Genomic DNA, 18,552 nt, shown 5'->3' with positions numbered 1-18,552 from the left:
CACACCTTTCTCAGCATTGGTCTACGTCTAGATTTGCAATTGGCCACCAGTAGAAGCCGTCTTTTGCGAGCAGATTGTCAGCGGCTTTCGGACCCATCGACCCTGCTTCGTAGTTCGGGAATTCCCCGTCACGAGTATGTTCCCATACTTCGGAGATTTTGTCGACGAATGCCCATGAAAGTTTCACTTCATCCCAATGGGTGAAATTCGTGGCATCTCCACGCAGACAATCGAATAGAAGTTTTTCATACGCTTCCGGTGTGTTCATTCCGTCCACGCTGTTGTTGGCAAAGTTCAGTTTCACCGGAGTCGTTTCGATATTCTGTCCTGATTTTTTTACGTTCAGGTGAAGGGTGATTCCCTCTTCAGGCTGGATATGAATGACCAGCAGGTTTGGAGCCAACGGCTTGTCCGGATTGTAGTACAGATTCATCGGGATATCTTTGAACTGGATGACGATTTTCGTTGATTTTGCCTCCATTCTTTTTCCAGTACGGATATAGAATGGGACACCGGCCCAACGGAAGTTATCAATCATCAACTTCCCGGCAACATATGATTCTGTATTAGACTGATCATCCACGTTTTCTGCTTCCCGGTAACCGGGCACATCCTGATTACCGGCTTTTCCTGGGCCGTATTGTCCGCGAACGAAATAGTCTTTTACTTCTTCATGTTCAAATGGACGAAGGGATCGTAATACACGTACTTTTTCACTGCGGATTTCGTCCGTTGTCAATTTGATCGGCGGCTCCATGGCGAGTAAGGCAACCATTTGAAGCAGGTGGTTTTGGACCATATCCCGAAGTGCTCCGCTTTTTTCATAATATCGCCCGCGATCTTCTACACCTAGTTCTTCCGAAGAAGTGACTTGGATATTCGAGATATAGCGGTTGTTCCAAAGGGGTTCAAACATCGCATTAGAGAAACGGATGACCTCAATATTCTGCACCATTTCTTTACCGAGATAGTGATCGATACGATAAATTTGATCCTCAGAGAAGGACTCGCGGATCTGACTGTTCAGTTTTTCAGCTGAAGGCAAGTCGTGACCGAACGGCTTTTCAATCACTAGTCTCTGGAATCCGTTAGAATCGGTCAGTCCTTGATTTTTCAATTGCTCAGTAATCGTTCCGAAGAATTCAGGAGCCATCGCCAGGTAGAAAATGCGATTTCCTTCTAATTCATATGTTACATCGAGCTCATCCGATAAGTTCTTCAATGCTTTGTATGAATCACTGTTAGACACATCATTCGGCTGATAATAGAAATGTGAGACAAACTCATCGATGTTTTCATTGCTGCCTAAAGCTTTATGTACCGATGTCTTGACGTGTTCCTGGAATTCTTCGTTTGACCATTCACGTCGAGCTACACCTACAACGGCAAAACGCTTTGAAATTTTCCCTTTACGGAACAAATGATAAAGAGACGGATATAGTTTTCTTTTCGCTAGATCACCTGTCGCTCCAAAAATCGTAATCAGAGACGTTGGTGTAGTTGAATTATTCAATGTCATGACCTCACTTTATCTTGTTGTAACCCTTATTTATGCGTTTCTTCTTATTTAATATCCTATACAATTACTTAATTTTAAAGACTTCTGCTACATTTAGCAAATTATATGCTGATGGCTTTTCCCGAGTAAAATCATGAAAACGTTTTACTTTTGTGCAAACATCTTCATCATTATCTTGGCTTTAATTTTCATTCTTATAACTCATTTTCCGGGAAAGGGTAAAAAGACGGGGATTATGCTAAAATAGAGGCAGCATAGCTCATCTGAGGAGTGAATGAAGTGGAATTGTTATTTTTAGGAACGGGTGCAGGGGTACCTGCAAAACTCCGCAATGTGACCAGTATCGCCTTGAAATTATTAGAGGAACGTGGTGCGGTTTGGCTTTTTGATTGTGGGGAAGCGACACAGCATCAAATTTTACATACAAGCTTAAAACCGAGAAGAATCGAAAAGATTTTCATTACCCATCTGCATGGTGATCATATTTACGGGCTTCCGGGATTATTGGGGAGCCGCTCCTTCCAAGGGGGGGAATCAGAGCTAACGGTTTATGGTCCTAAGGGAATCAAAGAGTATATTAACGTTTCCCTTTCCGTGAGCAGGACTCATCTTCAATATCCCCTTGAAGTGGTGGAAATTGAGGAAGGGATCATCTTTGAAGATGAAGGGTTCAGAGTAGAGGCAGGGGAACTTGATCACGCTCTGACTACCTTCGGATACCGTGTAGTGGAAAAGGATAAGCACGGTGTCCTTCAAGTAGATCAATTACGGGAGATTGGTGTTCCCCCGGGTCCTTTATATAAGAAGTTAAAATCAGGACAAACGGTACGGCTGGAAGATGGAAGAGAGATTGATGGAAAGGATTTTCTGGGACCTTCTATTCCCGGACGGGTTGTCACTATCTTAGGAGACACGAGGGTTTGTTCCAATGCGGTGAAGCTTTCTAAGTCTGCAGATGTATTGGTTCATGAAGCAACTTTCAACCGGGATCAAGAAGACATGGCCCGGCAGTATTTTCATTCCACGACGAAACAGGCAGGTGAGACGGCATTTGCTGCCGGGGCAAGGCGGCTCTTTCTTACCCATATTTCTTCCCGGTATGCAAAGGAATCCTGGGGAGAACTGGAGCATGAAGCGAGAGACATCTTCCATGAAACTTATATGGCCAAAGATTTCATGGAATACGTCATACCTTTAAAGAAATAGGGGGGGGAAGAAATGAAGACGATTTATATCGTACGTCATGCAAAAGCGGAAGGGCAGCCGTTTCATGCCCCGTTAACGAAAGCCGGGGAACGTCAGGCGATCCAATTGGCAGACTTTTTGGCAACCCGATCTATACAAGCGATTTATTCAAGTCCGTTTGTTAGGGCAGTTGACACGATCGCACCATTTGCCAAACGTACGGGGCTGGTTATCCACGAGGACGACAGATTGGGAGAAAGAGTATTGAGTAATCAGGACCTTCCAAATTGGATGGAAAAGTTAAAGAGGAGTTTTGAGGATTTCTCTCTCTCATTACCTGGTGGGGAATCCAATCAAATGGCGATGGAACGGGCAAGATCCTTTATAGATGAAGCAGTGAAAAAAGAAGAGGATCACATTGTTTGTGTGAGTCATGGTAATTTAACGACACTGCTTTTAAGATTGTTTGATGAAAGCTATGGATACGAGGAATTGTTCGCCCTTTCTAATCCAGATGTCTACATCGTAAGACTGGAAGAAGACGGTGCTTCTGTTCAGCGTATTTGGGAGTAGGAAAGACTGTATAAACAGAAAAAGGGGAATACAGATGAAATCATTCACATTTGAACATATTTATAATCCTGGGCATGTAATAGGGGAAAACGCTCTTTATCAACATATTCATTTTCCGGAAATGCTGACGAGGTATGATAGTAACTTTCTTGCATTCAAGAAACAGCCGACTCTTGAAGAATTCAAAAAGGCATCCCGCTTTTTACGTGAATTCCATCGAGCCAATGGTCAGAAGCATGTGAAGTTCCTGTTTCCGGAAAATCATAAGCCTTCAGATGAATTAATGGACTATTTTAAGCAAGAAGGATATGAGAAAGGTTTCAATGAGCTGTATCTTATTACCCCTGGTCAATTTCCGTCTTTAGAAGACAATGCTGATATCGATATAAGGGAAGTGATGGAGGAGGACCTCTATGCGTATCTTGCCTTCCAATACGAGCAGGATATGGAGTATGGTCCGGGCTTTGCTGATCAAAAGGTGGACATGCATAAGCGGAATTTTAAAAATCCCCGAATAATGCAGCTCCTGGCTTTCTATAAAGGGACACCAGCCGGATCTCTGGATGTGATCATCGAAGAAGATTCAGCGGAAATAGACGGATTGATGGTACACGAATCGTTTCAAAAGAAAGGAATTGCCAGCAGGCTGCAGGGGTTTGTCATGGAACGGTTCCTTGATAAAATTATCATACTCGTGGCGGATGGGGAAGATACGCCGAGACTGATGTATCAAAAACAGAATTACCATTGCTCAGGGTTCAGATATGAAGTGCAAAAGGTGTATGAATAAATAAAAAAAGTGTGGAACGCAGATTCCAGTTCCACACTTTTTTATGTAACTTCCGGTACTTACCAGCCGCGCTCATACTGTTTAGGTGCTTCGATTTCAACACCGAGCTCAAGAGCCGCCGTTCTTGGCCAGTAAGGATCCCGCAGCATTTCACGTGCAAGGAGGATGAGGTCGGCCCGTTCGTTTCGCAGTATCTCTTCCGCCTGAATGCCTGTTGTAATCAGTCCTACCGCTCCGGTGTCAATGCCTGCTGCATTCTTGATGTTCTCCGCTAGCTTCACCTGATAGCCTGGGAATACCGGGATGCGTGCCGGGACAAGGGCTCCGGAACTGACATCGATTAAATCGACGCCTTGTTCTTTCATCCATTTTGCGAATACGATATAGTCTCCAACGTCCAGGCCTTCATCGTTATAATCTTTGGCAGAAACCCGCACAAGGAGTGGTCCATCCCATACCTGCTGAATTCCGTCAATGACTTCACGGAGGAAACGGTAGCGGTTTTCTGCTGAACCGCCGTACTCGTCTCTCCGTTTATTGGATAGAGGAGAGAGGAACTCGTTGATGAGATAACCGTGGGCACCGTGAATCTCGATTACATCAAAGCCTGCTTTCTTCGCCCTTTCTGCTCCCTTGATGAAGGCGGTGATGGTTTCTTCAATATCACCCGCTGTCATTTCAACAGGTGTTTTCATCTCTTCATTAAATGGAATCGCAGATGGTGCAAGGATATCGCCTTCAAGTACGGCTTTTCTCCCTGCATGAGCAAGCTGGATTCCGGTTTTTGCACCCTGATCCTTGATTAAGTCAACTAGTTCTCTTAGTCCTTCAATATGCCCGTCATCCCAAATCCCCAGATCCTGAGGAGAAATCCTGCCTTGTGGCGTGACAGCCGTTGCTTCTTGAATGATGAGCCCGACTCCGCCGACGGCGCGGCTCGTATAGTGGGTGCGATGCCAGTTTTCGACTTTTCCATCTTGGTTATGGGAAGAATACATACACATAGGTGCCATGACGATTCTGTTCTTCAGTTCAACATTTTTAAGCGTATATGGTTCAAATAGCTTTGCTTTCATTTGCGATCCCCTTCCATGACAAGTTTATTTCGGGTTTCTAAACATTTTTATACAACGATTATAACAACAACATTTTTCTCCGAAAAGAAATGTGCTCTACTTTCTTTTTTTCCTTAGCTCTTTCAGAGAATAAATCGTTCCACGCCATTCGATCCCTCCCCGTTTAAAGGTCAGAAACATCGCCCGTGCTATTGAATAGATGAATAACAAGGCAGTTACGGGCAATGACAGAAAAAGGAGTGGTGACTCGTTTGTCATCTTTTTAATGACCTTAAAATAAGTTGCAAAAATGAAAAGGATGATAAGTATGCTCACCATCACAATCAGCGGGTTTCCTGAAAATATCGTCAAGAAAGGAAGGACAGTAGAGCAGAATATCCCCGTCATGGCAAACAACACAAGGAGGATGGAGTAATGGAGACCTGCAAACGTATTTTTCTCAAGGCCCTTAAAGGCTTCTTTCAAGGAGTGATACCACGCCACCTCCAATGAATAAAGGGCAGTGAGAAACGCCTGACGTTTTCCCCGCTTTTTTATATGCACTCCCAGCTGCAGGTCGTCATCGGGCATGTGCCTGATCTTCTCATGGGTACCGATATCCTCATAAGCAGACCGGGTGATCAGATTGAAGGCACCAATTCCCATCCCAGTCCCGGAGGATGGATCATTTGCTTTCCAGGGTCGTTTATAAAAAGAAAAACCGAATAAAAAGAATGCAACAAAGCTTTTTAACCAGAATGTTTGTGATTTGATGCCGGGAGCCAGGGTAAGGTGATCAAGCTTCTGGGATTGAAAGAACGCGACAGCCCGGGATAGGATGGAAGGGTCTTTAAAGAGGACATCTGCATCGGTAAACAGGATGAGTGATCCTTTCGATAGCGCATACCCTTTATATAACGCCTGATTTTTTCCAAGCCATCCTTTTTCTAATGTGTCGAGATGGAGGACGCGGATCCGCTTGTCCAGTTCAGCCAGTGCTCCAAGTTTTCTATGAGTGCTGTCCGTTGAACGATCATTGACAAGAATCCATTCAATCCTGCCATAATCCTGCCCGAGTTGGGATGTGATACTGTCTGTTACCGATTCTTCTTCATTCCTTGCAGGCACGATTATGGAAAGAAGCGGACCACTATCCGTGCCCTTTATTTCTTCAATCTCTGAGACCTTCGCCAAACCTCTCCATACATCAATGGACAGGAAAAGCCAGACGACAAGGACGGTAAAAAGTAAAATGAGCAGGGGATTCATCTGTATCGACCTTCTTTATTATTTCGTTGATTATATTTCAATGAAACAGGATACCCGTGAATCACATGGTGTGTTATACGTTTATTTTTTCAAAGATTGTCTCTTTAATTCATTACCAAGTATCTGAGAGCGGTCCCTTGCTGAAGCGATACATTGAAAAAACGCATCTCTTATATGATAGTCCTCTAACGCGGAGATCCCAGCTTCGGTCGTTCCACCTGCGCTGGTCACGTTTTTTCTTAATTCCTGTGCTTCTAATCCGGAATCTGTAAGCATGGCACTGGCTCCTGCAATCGTTTGAGTGACAAGGCCTTTAGCGAGGTCTTCTTCCAGCCCCAACTTTACTGCAGCACCTTTAAGCAACTCGGCGACATAATAGATATAAGCAGGCCCGCTCCCTGATAAAGCCGTAATAAGGTCCAATTTCTCTTCCTCTACTTCCACTGCTGTTCCGACGGACCGAAATAAAGTTGTTGTCCATTCCTTCTGGGAGTGTGAGAGGTACTTGTTAAACGATACGGCCGTTGCCGATTTTCCCAGGGCTGCACTTGTATTGGGCATGGCTCTTGCCATAGCCCCGTTAAAAGAGAGCTTGTCGCTTAGGTGGTCCATGGTGATTCCCGCCAAGACGGAAATGACCAGCGTATTCTCTTTAAGGTGGGTTCTAATCGACTCTGCCGCCTCATGAAAGTCCTTTGGCTTCATGGCGAGGATGATGACATCATAGGAGGTGTCCTGGTTCACCTTCTGGACACAGAATTCATGCATAATATGATCCAAACGCTCCTGATTGGCACGATTGGTTACATACACTTCTTCACATGTCAATACACCTGCACTCAATGCGCCGCCCATTAAAGCATGAGCCATCGATCCCGCTCCAATAAACAATGTCTTCATTCGCTCATTCCTCCTTTTGTATTCAAAAAAAACAGACCCTCTCATCCTAAAGGACGAAAGGGTCTCGCTTCCGTGGTACCACCTTGTTTTGTCCATTTTCAAGAAAGGAAATGAACACACTCGAATTCCATTAACGCTGGAACACGTTCTGCTTTTAGACGCTCAAAAGGCAGGTTCACAAATAGAGAGGACGACGGTGCCTTTCAGCCGGTGGGCTCCGATCTCTAACATCATCTATTCACTACTAGTCTTTATCATCGCTTTATCCTTATATAACATTTGATTAATGAACAATTCTATATTATAGGTGATTATCGTAGAAATACAGGTTATATGTCAAGGGTTTATTTTTAGTATATTCAATCTTTTTAAAAATGACATCGTATAGAAAAAAATGTACACTAGATAATGAAGGGTCATTCATTTCCTGGAAATGGTGACAAACCGGCAAGGTTCCGTGCTTCATGGCTTTGCCTTTTTATTATGAAGAATGTGGTGAAAATATGACAACCTTAGTGAATGATATCGCAAAAATCACACTCTCCACTCCATTTGCCGTAGGAGATGTGAATGTTTATTTAGTGAAAGGGGATGCCTTGACATTAGTGGATGCCGGACCTCTTACAGATACGGCCTGGGTGCAGCTGACTGAACAATTGTGCCTATTAGGCTATACCCCTCAGGATATCGAACAAATTGTCCTGACTCATCATCACCCCGATCATGCCGGGTTGCTTGATCGTTTTCCATCATCCGTCAAGGTGCTTGGTCATCAATATAATCGGTTCTGGCTTCACCGGGACGACCACTTTCATGAAGTGTACGATCGTTTTTTCATGGAACTCGCCATGGAGTCCGGACTTCCGCAAGAATATCTCCGTGCCATCCCGAAATTTAAGAGTCCACTTAAATTCATGGGGGACCGTAAGCTGGATGTAGAGATTGGGGAGGGGGATAACATTTCCGGAATGGCAGGGTGGTCCATCATCGAAACTCTTGGTCATGCTCAGAGTCACTTATCCTTTTACAGGGAAAGTGATGGTGTGCTGATAGCTGGCGACCACATACTCGCTACTATTTCTCCCAATCCCCTTATTGAACCCCCTTTTGAAGGGGAAAGTGAGCGTTCAAAGCCATTGCTGCAGTACAATGCTTCATTGAAAAAGCTTTTGGATTTTCCGATTTCCCTTGCCTACACAGGGCATGGGGACAACATTACGGATGTTCATGGATTAATTCCGAGGAGATTAGGGAAACAGCATGAAAGAGCGAAAGGTGTACTCGAAATGATAAAAGGAAACCGAGTGACTGTATTTGAAATATGCAAGAGATTATTTCCTTCCGTGTATCAGAAGGAGCTCGGTTTGACATTGTCCGAGACCATCGGACAATTGGATTACCTTGAATCCCTTCAATATATACGGAAAGAAAAGCATGAAGGAATCTATTATTATTCTGCTTAGAAAGATGTGACGAAATATGAACAGTAGAATCAAAGGGAAAACGATTGTCATTACCGGTGCTTCTGGTGGGATCGGGGAACAAATGGCCATAAAAGTGGCAGAGAATGGCGGGGATCTTGCGTTGATCGCACGTCGTGTCCATTTACTTGAAGCATTGAAGGAAAAGTTGATAAAAGAATTCAACAGTAAGGTCGAAGTGTATCCATTGAATGTAACGGATTATGATCAAATACCGCATGTGTTCCACACCATTTTGCAGGACTTCGGATCGATCCATGCCTTAATCAATAACGCAGGGTATGGGATCTTTCAGGAAGCACATGAAACCTCCTTTCAAGATGTAAAAGGGATGATGGATGTGAATGTTCTAGGGCTGATGGCATGTACAGGGGAAGCTCTTCCTTATATGCGTAAACAAGGCTCTGGCCACATCATCAATATCGCTTCTCAGGCAGGGAAGTTCGCCACCCCGAAATCAAGTGCTTATTCTGCCTCCAAGCATGCAGTCCTCGGGTATACGAATAGTGTAAGAATGGAGGCGAAAAGGTACGGGGTGAAGGTGACGGCGGTCAACCCCGGGCCGATTGCCACAAACTTCTTTTCCATTGCCGATGAATCAGGTACGTACGTGAAGAATGTGCAGAAGTTCATGCTGGACCCTGCATACGTCGCGGAAAAAGTGGTGAACGCACTCTTTACCAATAAGAGAGAAATTAATCTGCCAAGATGGATGAATATGGGAAGTAGGATCTATCAACTTTTCCCATCTTTTGTAGAAAAAGTAGGAAATAACCTTTTTTTCAAAAAATAGTGAAACCAAATAGTACTTTCGTTCGTCTAATTTAATAAGGGGGGAGTCTATGAAGAAATGTTTGATTGTTATGATACTTTGTTCCTGTATTCTAATCATCGGCTGCGGGCCGTCAACCTCTGTCAATTCATCTCAAGCAAGCACAGATTTCATAGGCTTTGTGACCCAGTTGGAAAACAACCAAGTGCTGATTAATGATGTTTGGTTTTCTTTCGATCAACAAACCGTCATGAGGACAGATCATGATAAAAAGCTTCATAAAGAAGATATAGAGATGGGAAGAAAAGTGAATGTGACCTTCAATGGTGAGCTGCAGGAATCGTATCCCAGGAGTGCTTCGGCGGATCAATTGATATTTTTGACAGACAAGCAAAGCAAAACGGAAGAGACGGTCGTTAAATTGGTCATGAGTGATCCAAGATTTTCACAAGTCGTCATCCAATCCATTGAAAAAAATCCTACCGGTCTATATTCGTTACGGTTCAAAGATCTTTCCATTGACCGTGATGTCCATGTCGTGGTGAATATTGAGAATGAAAGAGTCATTGTCCCGATACATACTTCTACCAAATGACAAAGAAGAAAGCGTTGATTACATCCCAACGCTTTCTTCTTTGTTTATCCGACGCGTTCCATGTTTTCAAGGAGCTCTGAATGAGCTTCATCTATGAATCTGTTGTCAATTTCTTTCATTAACCAGGCATATTCCTTCCGATTTCCCGGGGGGGTTTTTTGGTATGTTTACATTGCTTCATATTTCAACCTCACCTTGAGATTATATTGGACGAAAGAAGGGTATGAATCAGAGGGTGGAAAAAATTTTACGTTTTTCCAGTCGAAACGGCTAGAATTTTTGTTTCAGAGGAAAGCTATGATTATTGTCGGAAAAAGGATGTGGATGTATGATAGGGATTCTTTTAGCCCTGATCCCCGCGGTCGCGTGGGGAAGCCTTGTGTTTGTAAGTGTAAAACTCGGGGGGAATGCCTATAGTCAAACGGTGGGAATCACAGTTGGTTCATTGCTGTTTGCGATTGGCGTTTTCTTCATCAAGTCCCCTGAGTTAACATTATTTGTCTGGGGGATCGGCTTTATTTCCGGCGTCTTTTGGGCCGTCGGGCAAGTGAACCAGCTGGCGAGTGTAAAATTCATCGGCGTTTCCAAAACCGTTCCGATTTCAACGGGAATGCAGCTGATCGGAACCACGCTCTTTGGTGTTTTAGTATTTAAAGAATGGAAAACAACGGAAACGATCCTCCTCGGAAGCGGAGCTGTTTTAGCTCTTATCATCGGTGTCGTCCTGACCTCATTTACTCAGAAATCCGAGGGGGATGAAGACTCTCAATTGAAAAAAGGTCTGTTGACACTGCTCCTTTCAAGTTGTGGATACATAGCCTATGTCGTCATTTTAAGATGGTTTGATATTGGCGGCTGGGAAGCGATTTTACCACAGGCAATCGGTATGTTCCTTGGAGCCGTTGTCATCACGTTCAGGCACAAGCCATTTAACAAATATACGATTCGAAATATTTTAACCGGACTTATGTGGGCTTCGGGGAATTTGGGCTTGCTCCTTGCCCTTCCCCGTATCGGAGTTGCGACAAGCTTCTCCCTATCCCAAACGGGAATCGTCATTTCTACTCTGGGCGGCTTGTTTTTCTTAGGTGAAAAGAAATCCAAAAAGCAAATTCTTCTCGTCATTGTTGGATGTGTTCTGATCATTATTGGCGGGGTTCTATTAGGCTTTACGAAAGATTAAGGAGGAATTGGACATGTATTCAGATTTAAAGGATAAGGTTGTCATTATCACGGGTGCTGCTACAGGTATCGGGAAGGCGATTGCAAAGAGATTCGCAAGGGAAGACTGTAAAGTGGTCATCAACTATTTCAATGAAGATGAAAACCCCCAAAAACTCGTTCAGGAAATCGAAGAAGAAGGGGGAACAGCCTCCATCATTCAAGGCGACGTCTCAAAAGAAGATGATGTTCAACGCTTTGTCAAATTGGCCCATGATACATATGGACGTCTTGATATCTATGTAAACAATGCAGGGATCGAGAATGAAGTCCCTTCTGAAAATCTTTCCCTCGAAGATTGGCAGAGAGTTATCAATACAAATCTGACGGGGACCTTTCTCGGTTGCCGTGAAGCAGCAAAGTACATGCTCGATCACAACATCAAAGGATCGATCATCAATGTATCGTCTGTTCATGAAATCATTCCATGGCCTCACTTTGCTCATTATGCAGCCAGTAAGGGTGGAGTGAAATTATTGATGGAAAGCCTGGCGTTGGAGTTTGCTCCCGACGGGATACGGGTGAACAATATTGCTCCCGGGGCCATCGATACGCCCATCAATGCCGAGAAATTTTCCGATCCGGAAAAGAAAAAGGGAGTGGAGAAACTCATTCCTCTTGGCTATATCGGGGAGCCTGACCAGGTAGCTTCCTGCGCGGCTTTTCTAGCCTCTGATCAGGCAAGCTACGTCACAGGAACGACACTCATCGCCGACGGGGGAATGACCAAATATCCGGGATTCCAAGCTGGAAAAGGTTGATTCATGACAAAATAAGTCTAAAATCATTTTTGTGATTTTGGACTTATTTTTTTGCTTTTTATTGTAAGGATTCTTGCTAAGTATTCTTGCTCTGATCCCTCTATCGGCCTGCACCCGGGTCATTCGACTTATGTTTGGGGCTTGTCTGTGGTTTTCCGCTTTTCTACATGGGTAGCTCCAGGGGCTTGGGGCTCGAGGTCATAAGCTAAATTGGCCAAAAAGGCAAAAAACGCCTTTCCGGCCAATTCATCTTATGCTTGTCGGGCCTGGGCAAGCCGCCTCCGCTTTTCTTGTTATTCTCTCGGTTTCCATTTATTTGAGTTGAAAGGGAACGTATATTCGGTTAGAATCATAGATATACTATATAGGAACATTTGTTCTATTTTGGGTACGTTGGAGGATGAGAATATGACTGTCGATTACAGTGTGCTGCCACACCACAAGATTTTGTGCATCGATATGAAGAGCTTTTATGCTAGCTGTTCGGCTGTCATGGAGGGGTTGGATCCCCTTGAATGCCACTTGGCTGTAGTGGGGGATAAAAGCCGGCAGGGAAGCATCGTGCTGGCTGCCTCGCCCAGGATGAAGAAGGACTTTGGAATCAAAACGGGTTCGCGGATGTTTGAAATTCCAAAGGACCCGCGAATCCGGCTTGTAGAGCCGAAAATGGCGACGTATGTCCGGATCTCCACGGAGCTGACCCGTCTGTTTCATCGCTATGTGCCGAAGGATGCCATTCATACGTACAGTGTGGACGAAAGCTTCATCAAGATTGATGGAGCGACGAGTCTCTGGGGAGACGGGACCACCATCGCACGCAAAATCAAAGACGATATGGAAAGGGAATTCCAACTCCCATGCGCTATAGGAATCGGTCCCAATATGCTCTTATCTAAGCTGTGTCTGGATCTTGAAGCAAAGAAAAAGGGAATTGCCGAGTGGACATATGAGGATGTTCCAATGAAGCTGTGGCCGCTCTCACCGTTAAGTGAAATGTGGGGAGTAGGCGGACGCCTTGAGAAGACCCTCAATCGTATGGGCATCTTCTCTATCGGGCAATTGGCGAAGTATGACCTGGAGAAGCTGGAGGCGAAGTTCGGTGTGATGGGAAACCAGCTTTATTACCATGCGTGGGGAGTGGACCTTTCTGAAATAGGAGCCCCGATCATGGATGGGCAGGTCAGCTTCGGCAAGGGTCAGATCCTGCTGCGGGATTATAAGGAGCGAAAGGAAATCAAACGCGTCATTTTGGAAATGTGCGAAGAAGTTGCAAGGAGAGCCCGGACTCATCGCAAGGCGGGGAGGACTGTCAGCTTTGGGGTCGGCTACAGCCGCGAAGAATTCGGCGGCGGATTCCACCGGTCGAGGACGATAGAGGAACCGACCAATATCACTATGGATCTGTACCGGGTGTGCCTGGAATTATTCGAAGAGAATTACAACGGTAAAACCGTACGGAAAATCAATATTGCCCTTTCTAATATTGTAGAGGATGGAGCGCTGCAGATTTCCTTATTCGAACCTGACCGCTGGGAAAAACGGGAACTCGGGTATGTAGTGGACCGAATCCGGACTAAATATGGATCAGGAGCCCTTCTCCGTGCCGTCTCCTACACTGAAGCGGGAACAGCAAGGCATCGTGCCCGCCTGGTGGGGGGACATAAATCGTAACGAATGATAGGAGGTGAGAGAATTGATCCGTGACCGAGGAAGAATCAAATGGACATCCATGATGCTGCCCGAGCATGTGAAGCTCCTAAGGGACTGGGCAAAAGAAGATACACACGAAAAGAGGATCGAACTTGATGAGCAGGAGCTCGACAGAATGAATGAAGTCGTGGCAGAGGCGATGGAGTTTGGGAAGCTGGTATCGATTACTCATTATGTGAAGCACCGTCATCAACTATCGATTGGAACCATCCATCATGTCGACTCACTGGATGAGAAGCTGCACGTCGTGGACAGGTTCGAAGACATACACTATATTCCACTGGCAAGCGTTGTGGACATCCGTTTTTTCGATTGACGCCCCAATGAAAAGAGAGACTTCGGGAGAAGTCTCTCTTTTTATGTCATTTACTCTTCATCCAATACCTTTTCTGCACGCACACATGATTCAAATTTTCCTTTGTGAGAAGCGTCGCAAAATGGCATATTTGTTGATAAGCCACAGCGGCAAAGAGTAAACACTTGTTTGGTTGGAAATACATTTCCGTCAGCATCGATTAGTTCCACATCGCCGCTTACGCGAAAAGAACCGTTATCATTTACTTTAATTTGAGCCTTTGTCATGAAAAACCACCCTTTCTATAAAATACAAAAGAATTCCCCCTATTGATAGTAAGGTGAAAAGAGTGAAAATGCAATAATCTAAAAGGAACAAATAAAATGTGATAGGATAAAGGGCAGAGGAGGTCGTATAATGAAAATCGAACTAACCAACGAAGCAACTAAAAAAATTAAAGATAAAATAGGCACCCAAAATGGTCAACTGAAATTAAAATACGATACAGAAGGCTGCGGCTGTGTGGTGAGCGGCATTCCTACCTTATGGTTTGTCCAACATCCTGTTGAAGGTGAAGATATCAAGATAGAAACGAATAGCTTTCCGATCCTGGTGGAAAAATCAAAGATGGTCTTCCTCGATGAAGAACTGAAGATTGATTTCTCTTCACAAAGTAACACATTTCAATTGAAGAGTCCTGGTCAAATCATAAATGGGAGAATGAACTTTTTGATGTTTCCGGGGGAGTAAAAATGGCCTCGTGTGGATACTAGAATCCACACGAGGCTTTTATGTTTTTTTAAAACAAATAATACCAACAAAAGGTAACAGCCAAACCCAAAGTAGAGAAAATGAACGTTCCCAGGAAAAAAGGGGAGCGATCGGGATTGAAAATCCGTATCGGGGAAGACAGCCCGAGCTTTTTCAAAAACAAAATGTCCGTATTCATATTAAAATGAGAATGATAAGGAATCACCCAGATGACAAACAGGAAGAGGGTGCAAGAAATGAATAATGCATCCCAAAAAGTCAGTTGGAAAAAGAAATAGATGCCCAGAAGAAAAAGAATTTCCACGAAAAGGGTAAGGAAGAGCAGAAAGAGCTGCAGTCGAAATGCGGTTAATTTGGAAACGAAGTAGCCTTCGAATCTTCCCCATAAAGAAGCGAAGATGGCAATAAGGGCAATACCACCAAAAATATTTCCAAAGGCAAGTGCAATCTCTCTCATAAAATCCTCTCCCTCTGTAACGTTCTTTTTAATTAAATTTTAAGATGTAAATCCAAAAATTGGTTAAATGATGGTGGAGGCTATCCCACTACTCCTTCAATAGCTCTTCAAACATCCCCGCTAAAGAAACCCCGTTTTTCCATCCATCAAGTCCATCCTCTACAGACCAGCAGGCAGATAGAATTGAATGACAAAATCCATACTGAATCAACCGTTCATAAGAGAGGGAAAGAAGGGATGAGAGCGTGCGGACTCTGTATCGGAGCAGCTCTAATGGCACCTCCCATTTCTTCCACTCATTTAACATAAACTGAATGCAGTCATATTCTCGCTCCCCGATAAGCCCTTTAGGATCAATGGCGGTCCAACCGGAAGATTCAGAGTAGAGAATGTTCCCGTGATGCAGGTCACCGTGCAGAAGAAAGAGATCTGCAGTAGTACTGAGCAGCTCAGGAAAGAGTTTTTCAGCTTTTATGACGAGATCCTCAGGAATTGGACCGCTTCCTCCGTCGAATCTTTCCCGCAGACGCTCAACTCCCTTTGCCCAGGATTGAACCGTAGGGAAAGAATAAGAACTGACAGGCTTATGCCAGAGGCGCTCAGCCACGCGGGCGAATACATTCAGTACCTCTTCTTCATTCCTGACGGAGTGAAGGGAAGTACCGGGTGTCAGGCGTTCTAAAAGAATCCATCCCTCTTCCATATGGAAATCCATTATCTCCACCATGCCCTTTCCTTGGAAATCCTTAAGAGCTTGAAACTCATTGGAAAAATCGTTGTTCGGATACCCGATCTTTAAAACAGCATCCCGACCATGCCTGATCTGGACCGGCACTACAAAGTTATAGCTTAATGAATATGGTTCACCATAAGTTAAATGAAATCGCTTCTTTAAAGAATCCAATAGAGTTTCCACGTAGGCTATCCATTCTAAACCTGAACCGCCATACATGGTGTGCATTTTTAATTTGAAATCATTTGGAATCAAGAGACATCATCCTTTTCAATCAGTACAAATTGTTTTAGAAACCGTTGAATCACTTCCTCGTATTGTTCAGGGTTTTCGTTATACGACTGGGCGTGGGTCCCGCGGAAATCGAGGAACAGCTCCTTGGGCCCCTGCTTTTTTTCAAAAAGATCCTTTGTCATTTGAGGCAGGATAAAGTCATCATTCTGGCTGTGGATAAATAACACAGGTTTCCTGATGTTTTGAACAACTGAAATAGGGGATAAATCCTTTAATGTGTATCCTTGTCGCAGCTTCAGAGTGCCATCTACGAGGGGCAGGAGGAATTTTGCCGGGATCTTCACTTCCGTACTCATGCGATAGGCTAACTGTTCACCAAAGTCAGAGAAGGGACAGTCGGCAATATAAAAGTCCGCCCGGTCCTCCACACTGCCTGCGTATAGAAGCAAAGTCGCAGCTCCCATGGATTCCCCGTGGATTCCGAAGAATACATCGTCCCCTTCACGGCGGACCAGTTCATCTACAACAGACTTTAAATCATATTTTTCAAAATACCCGTAGCTTGTCGTCTTACCGCCGGATTCCCCATGACGCCTGTGGTCATAAATCACGGCATTGAATCCCTGTTTAATGAAAAGGTTCATATATTTAATCGAATTCCATTTATTCTCCGTCACCCCGTGGGAAAAGATCACGAATTTTTTATGAGAGAGGGGTTTTACGAAAACCGCCTTTATATCATATCCGTATTGGGAAGGGATAAGTATCTCTTCTTTAGGAAGGGAATCATAATCCTCTTCGATCAGACGGGTCGATTCCGTTTCACGTGATCGTATGAAACGATCCTCTTTTTTAGGTAAATACATAAATCGATTGGTTATATAAATCCCAAGCAGACCAATAGAGGAAAGGGTGCCGCCGAGAATCGCAAGTTTTTTTCGCATGTCATCACCTCAAAGAAAGTCATTTACTCATATTGTAGCAAAATAAGGAAAAAAGAGGAATTTTAAAGGCATAATAAAAAAGCGCCTCATGAAGAGACACTTTTTTACAGAGATACAGGACTGTAAACTTATGATTTAGCATTTTGTCCTTTAGTAGGATGAATGGCTTTATCCAGTTCTTCTTTCGCCATGGTGTTTGAGACCGTATCTGAATTTGGTTTGCCTTTTTGACTGAATCCTTTATCACGTTTTTGGCTCATGTGACTCATCTCCTTTAAGGGTATTACGTTTAGAATGCACGAAGGAGAGAGGACGTATGCACTACTGATTCAATTCATAAAGACGGTAATAACCACTTTCGATCGGACGGCTGACATGAGGTTTAACGACGTCGATGGCGTGGGCGAGCTTCCCGAGGTCAACCCCTGTGGAAATCCCCATCTCCTCGAGCATATACACAACATCCTCTGTGGCTACATTCCCTGTTGCACCGGGGGCGAAAGGGCAGCCGCCGAGTCCGCCGGCACTGGTGTCAAAGCGGTCGATCCCCGCTTGCAGGGAAGCAAGGATATTAGCAAGTGCCATCTTACGGGTGTCATGGAAATGTGCTGTAAGTAGTGTGTTTGGCAATTCCCGTTTCAGGAACGCAAAGAGATGATAGCTTTCAGATGGGTTAGCCTTTCCGATCGTATCGGCGACGCTCAATTCATCCACGCCCAATGAAACAAACTTCTGACAAAGAGAAAGAGTATCCTCCGGTAAGATCTTTCCTTCATATGGACAATAGAAAGCGGTTGAAATACAAGCTCTCACGAAATAGCCCTTTTCTTTTAGCTCCAAAATTAGAGGAGCTAGTCCTTCAATGGCTTCCTCCGTCGTTTTGTTGATGTTTTTTTGATTGAACGAATTACTTACACCAACAAAGACGGCTACAGAACGGCATCCTGTTTCATATACCCGCTCGATCCCTCTTTTATTGGGAGCAAGAACCATATCACGTGAATCCCACGTCATGCAGGCATCGACAATCTCGCCGGCATCTTGCATTTGTGGAACCCACTTGGGCGAAACAAACGAAGTCAGCTCCATTTCTTTCACTCCTGATTGTTTCAAACGAAGGATAAATTCTTTTTTAACGTCCGTAGGGACAAAATTCTTTTCATTTTGTAAACCGTCTCTAGGACCTACTTCAATAATCGTGGCTTTTTTAGGTAAATTCATAATTTCCCTCCCTCTTTCATTTTAAGAAAATTTCGACATGTAAATCAATATAAAAATTTTTTGACA

General features: G+C 44.2%; 21 protein-coding genes. 11 read left to right on the top strand and 10 right to left on the bottom strand.

Annotation, left to right across the window (positions count from 1 at the left end):
• Positions 1 to 10: 10 nt before the first annotated feature.
• A complete protein-coding gene (gene zwf / locus BAA9072_RS04030; RefSeq protein WP_201713411.1) occupies positions 11 to 1,513 on the bottom strand; it encodes a glucose-6-phosphate dehydrogenase in 1,503 nt (500 codons plus the stop codon).
• A 285-nt stretch (positions 1,514 to 1,798) separates the two neighbouring features.
• Here zwf and rnz point away from each other — a divergent pair, with 285 nt between their 5' ends.
• Genes rnz through BAA9072_RS04015 form a run of 3 tightly spaced genes read left to right on the top strand, consistent with a single transcriptional unit; the run spans position 1,799 to position 4,067 of the window.
• Complete coding sequence (gene rnz / locus BAA9072_RS04025; protein ID WP_201713410.1) at positions 1,799 to 2,725, top strand: ribonuclease Z; 927 nt, start codon at positions 1,799 to 1,801, stop codon at positions 2,723 to 2,725.
• 12 nt (positions 2,726 to 2,737) lie between these two features.
• Complete coding sequence (locus tag BAA9072_RS04020; protein ID WP_201713409.1) at positions 2,738 to 3,277, top strand: histidine phosphatase family protein; 540 nt, start codon at positions 2,738 to 2,740, stop codon at positions 3,275 to 3,277.
• A 34-nt stretch (positions 3,278 to 3,311) separates the two neighbouring features.
• Complete coding sequence (locus BAA9072_RS04015) at positions 3,312 to 4,067, top strand: GNAT family N-acetyltransferase (RefSeq protein ID WP_201713408.1); 756 nt, start codon at positions 3,312 to 3,314, stop codon at positions 4,065 to 4,067.
• A 59-nt stretch (positions 4,068 to 4,126) separates the two neighbouring features.
• Here the strand turns inward: BAA9072_RS04015 and namA are convergent, their stop codons facing one another.
• From namA to proC, 3 genes are all read right to left on the bottom strand, one after another.
• Complete coding sequence (gene namA / locus BAA9072_RS04010; protein WP_201713407.1) at positions 4,127 to 5,143, bottom strand: NADPH dehydrogenase NamA; 1,017 nt, start codon at positions 5,141 to 5,143, stop codon at positions 4,127 to 4,129.
• 96 nt (positions 5,144 to 5,239) lie between these two features.
• The gene (locus tag BAA9072_RS04005; RefSeq protein WP_201713406.1) at positions 5,240 to 6,391 is read right to left on the bottom strand and encodes a glycosyltransferase; all 1,152 of its coding nucleotides are present in this window, start codon (positions 6,389 to 6,391) and stop codon (positions 5,240 to 5,242) included.
• Between the two features lie 81 nt (positions 6,392 to 6,472).
• The gene (proC, locus tag BAA9072_RS04000; RefSeq protein ID WP_201713405.1) at positions 6,473 to 7,291 is read right to left on the bottom strand and encodes a pyrroline-5-carboxylate reductase; all 819 of its coding nucleotides are present in this window, start codon (positions 7,289 to 7,291) and stop codon (positions 6,473 to 6,475) included.
• A gap of 503 nt (positions 7,292 to 7,794) precedes the next feature.
• On the opposite strand from proC, the gene BAA9072_RS03995 reads away from it, so the two are divergent.
• The 7 genes from BAA9072_RS03995 (at position 7,795) to BAA9072_RS03965 (ending at position 14,147) form a co-directional block, all read left to right on the top strand.
• Positions 7,795 to 8,754, top strand: coding sequence for an MBL fold metallo-hydrolase (locus BAA9072_RS03995; protein WP_201713404.1), 960 nt, complete (start codon positions 7,795 to 7,797; stop codon positions 8,752 to 8,754).
• Positions 8,755 to 8,770: 16 nt separating this feature from the next.
• Positions 8,771 to 9,565 carry an SDR family NAD(P)-dependent oxidoreductase gene (locus BAA9072_RS03990; protein ID WP_201713403.1) on the top strand — a complete coding sequence of 265 codons (795 nt, stop codon included), beginning with the start codon at positions 8,771 to 8,773 and terminating at the stop codon, positions 9,563 to 9,565.
• 49 nt (positions 9,566 to 9,614) lie between these two features.
• Positions 9,615 to 10,139, top strand: a complete 525-nt coding sequence (locus BAA9072_RS03985) for a DUF3221 domain-containing protein (RefSeq protein ID WP_201713402.1) — start codon at positions 9,615 to 9,617, stop codon at positions 10,137 to 10,139.
• A gap of 331 nt (positions 10,140 to 10,470) precedes the next feature.
• A complete protein-coding gene (locus BAA9072_RS03980; protein WP_201713690.1) occupies positions 10,471 to 11,322 on the top strand; it encodes a GRP family sugar transporter in 852 nt (283 codons plus the stop codon).
• Between the two features lie 13 nt (positions 11,323 to 11,335).
• Positions 11,336 to 12,121: a glucose-1-dehydrogenase gene (locus tag BAA9072_RS03975; RefSeq protein ID WP_201713401.1), complete on the top strand. Its 786-nt coding sequence runs from the start codon at positions 11,336 to 11,338 to the stop codon at positions 12,119 to 12,121.
• A 408-nt stretch (positions 12,122 to 12,529) separates the two neighbouring features.
• Positions 12,530 to 13,792 carry a Y-family DNA polymerase gene (locus tag BAA9072_RS03970; protein WP_201713400.1) on the top strand — a complete coding sequence of 421 codons (1,263 nt, stop codon included), beginning with the start codon at positions 12,530 to 12,532 and terminating at the stop codon, positions 13,790 to 13,792.
• A 22-nt stretch (positions 13,793 to 13,814) separates the two neighbouring features.
• On the top strand, positions 13,815 to 14,147 hold the full coding sequence (locus BAA9072_RS03965) for a YolD-like family protein (protein ID WP_201713399.1): 333 nt from the start codon (positions 13,815 to 13,817) through the stop codon (positions 14,145 to 14,147).
• 50 nt (positions 14,148 to 14,197) lie between these two features.
• Here BAA9072_RS03965 and BAA9072_RS03960 read toward each other — a convergent pair whose 3' ends face one another.
• Positions 14,198 to 14,413 (bottom strand): CDGSH iron-sulfur domain-containing protein, encoded by a 216-nt coding sequence (locus tag BAA9072_RS03960; RefSeq protein WP_034758155.1) that lies wholly within the window; start codon positions 14,411 to 14,413, stop codon positions 14,198 to 14,200.
• 130 nt (positions 14,414 to 14,543) lie between these two features.
• On the opposite strand from BAA9072_RS03960, the gene BAA9072_RS03955 reads away from it, so the two are divergent.
• Positions 14,544 to 14,876 carry an iron-sulfur cluster biosynthesis family protein gene (locus BAA9072_RS03955; RefSeq protein ID WP_201713398.1) on the top strand — a complete coding sequence of 111 codons (333 nt, stop codon included), beginning with the start codon at positions 14,544 to 14,546 and terminating at the stop codon, positions 14,874 to 14,876.
• 49 nt (positions 14,877 to 14,925) lie between these two features.
• On the opposite strand, the gene BAA9072_RS03950 is transcribed toward BAA9072_RS03955, so the two are convergent.
• The 5 genes from BAA9072_RS03950 to BAA9072_RS03935 form a co-directional block, all read right to left on the bottom strand.
• A complete protein-coding gene (locus tag BAA9072_RS03950; protein WP_201713397.1) occupies positions 14,926 to 15,354 on the bottom strand; it encodes a hypothetical protein in 429 nt (142 codons plus the stop codon).
• A gap of 88 nt (positions 15,355 to 15,442) precedes the next feature.
• Positions 15,443 to 16,306, bottom strand: a complete 864-nt coding sequence (locus tag BAA9072_RS03945) for an aminoglycoside phosphotransferase family protein (protein ID WP_408015204.1) — start codon at positions 16,304 to 16,306, stop codon at positions 15,443 to 15,445.
• Positions 16,307 to 16,338: 32 nt separating this feature from the next.
• Positions 16,339 to 17,265 carry an alpha/beta hydrolase gene (locus BAA9072_RS03940; protein ID WP_201713395.1) on the bottom strand — a complete coding sequence of 309 codons (927 nt, stop codon included), beginning with the start codon at positions 17,263 to 17,265 and terminating at the stop codon, positions 16,339 to 16,341.
• Positions 17,266 to 17,393: 128 nt separating this feature from the next.
• Positions 17,394 to 17,525, bottom strand: a complete 132-nt coding sequence (locus BAA9072_RS24425; protein WP_269139898.1) for a hypothetical protein — start codon at positions 17,523 to 17,525, stop codon at positions 17,394 to 17,396.
• A 61-nt stretch (positions 17,526 to 17,586) separates the two neighbouring features.
• On the bottom strand, positions 17,587 to 18,486 hold the full coding sequence (locus BAA9072_RS03935; RefSeq protein ID WP_201713394.1) for a hydroxymethylglutaryl-CoA lyase: 900 nt from the start codon (positions 18,484 to 18,486) through the stop codon (positions 17,587 to 17,589).
• Positions 18,487 to 18,552: the final 66 nt, after the last annotated feature.

This window comes from Rossellomorea arthrocnemi, assembly GCF_904424705.1.
Lineage (GTDB): Bacteria > Bacillota > Bacilli > Bacillales > Bacillaceae_B > Rossellomorea > Rossellomorea arthrocnemi.
Note: the sequence above shows the minus strand (reverse complement) of the source record. Positions and strands in the feature narration are given on the sequence as shown.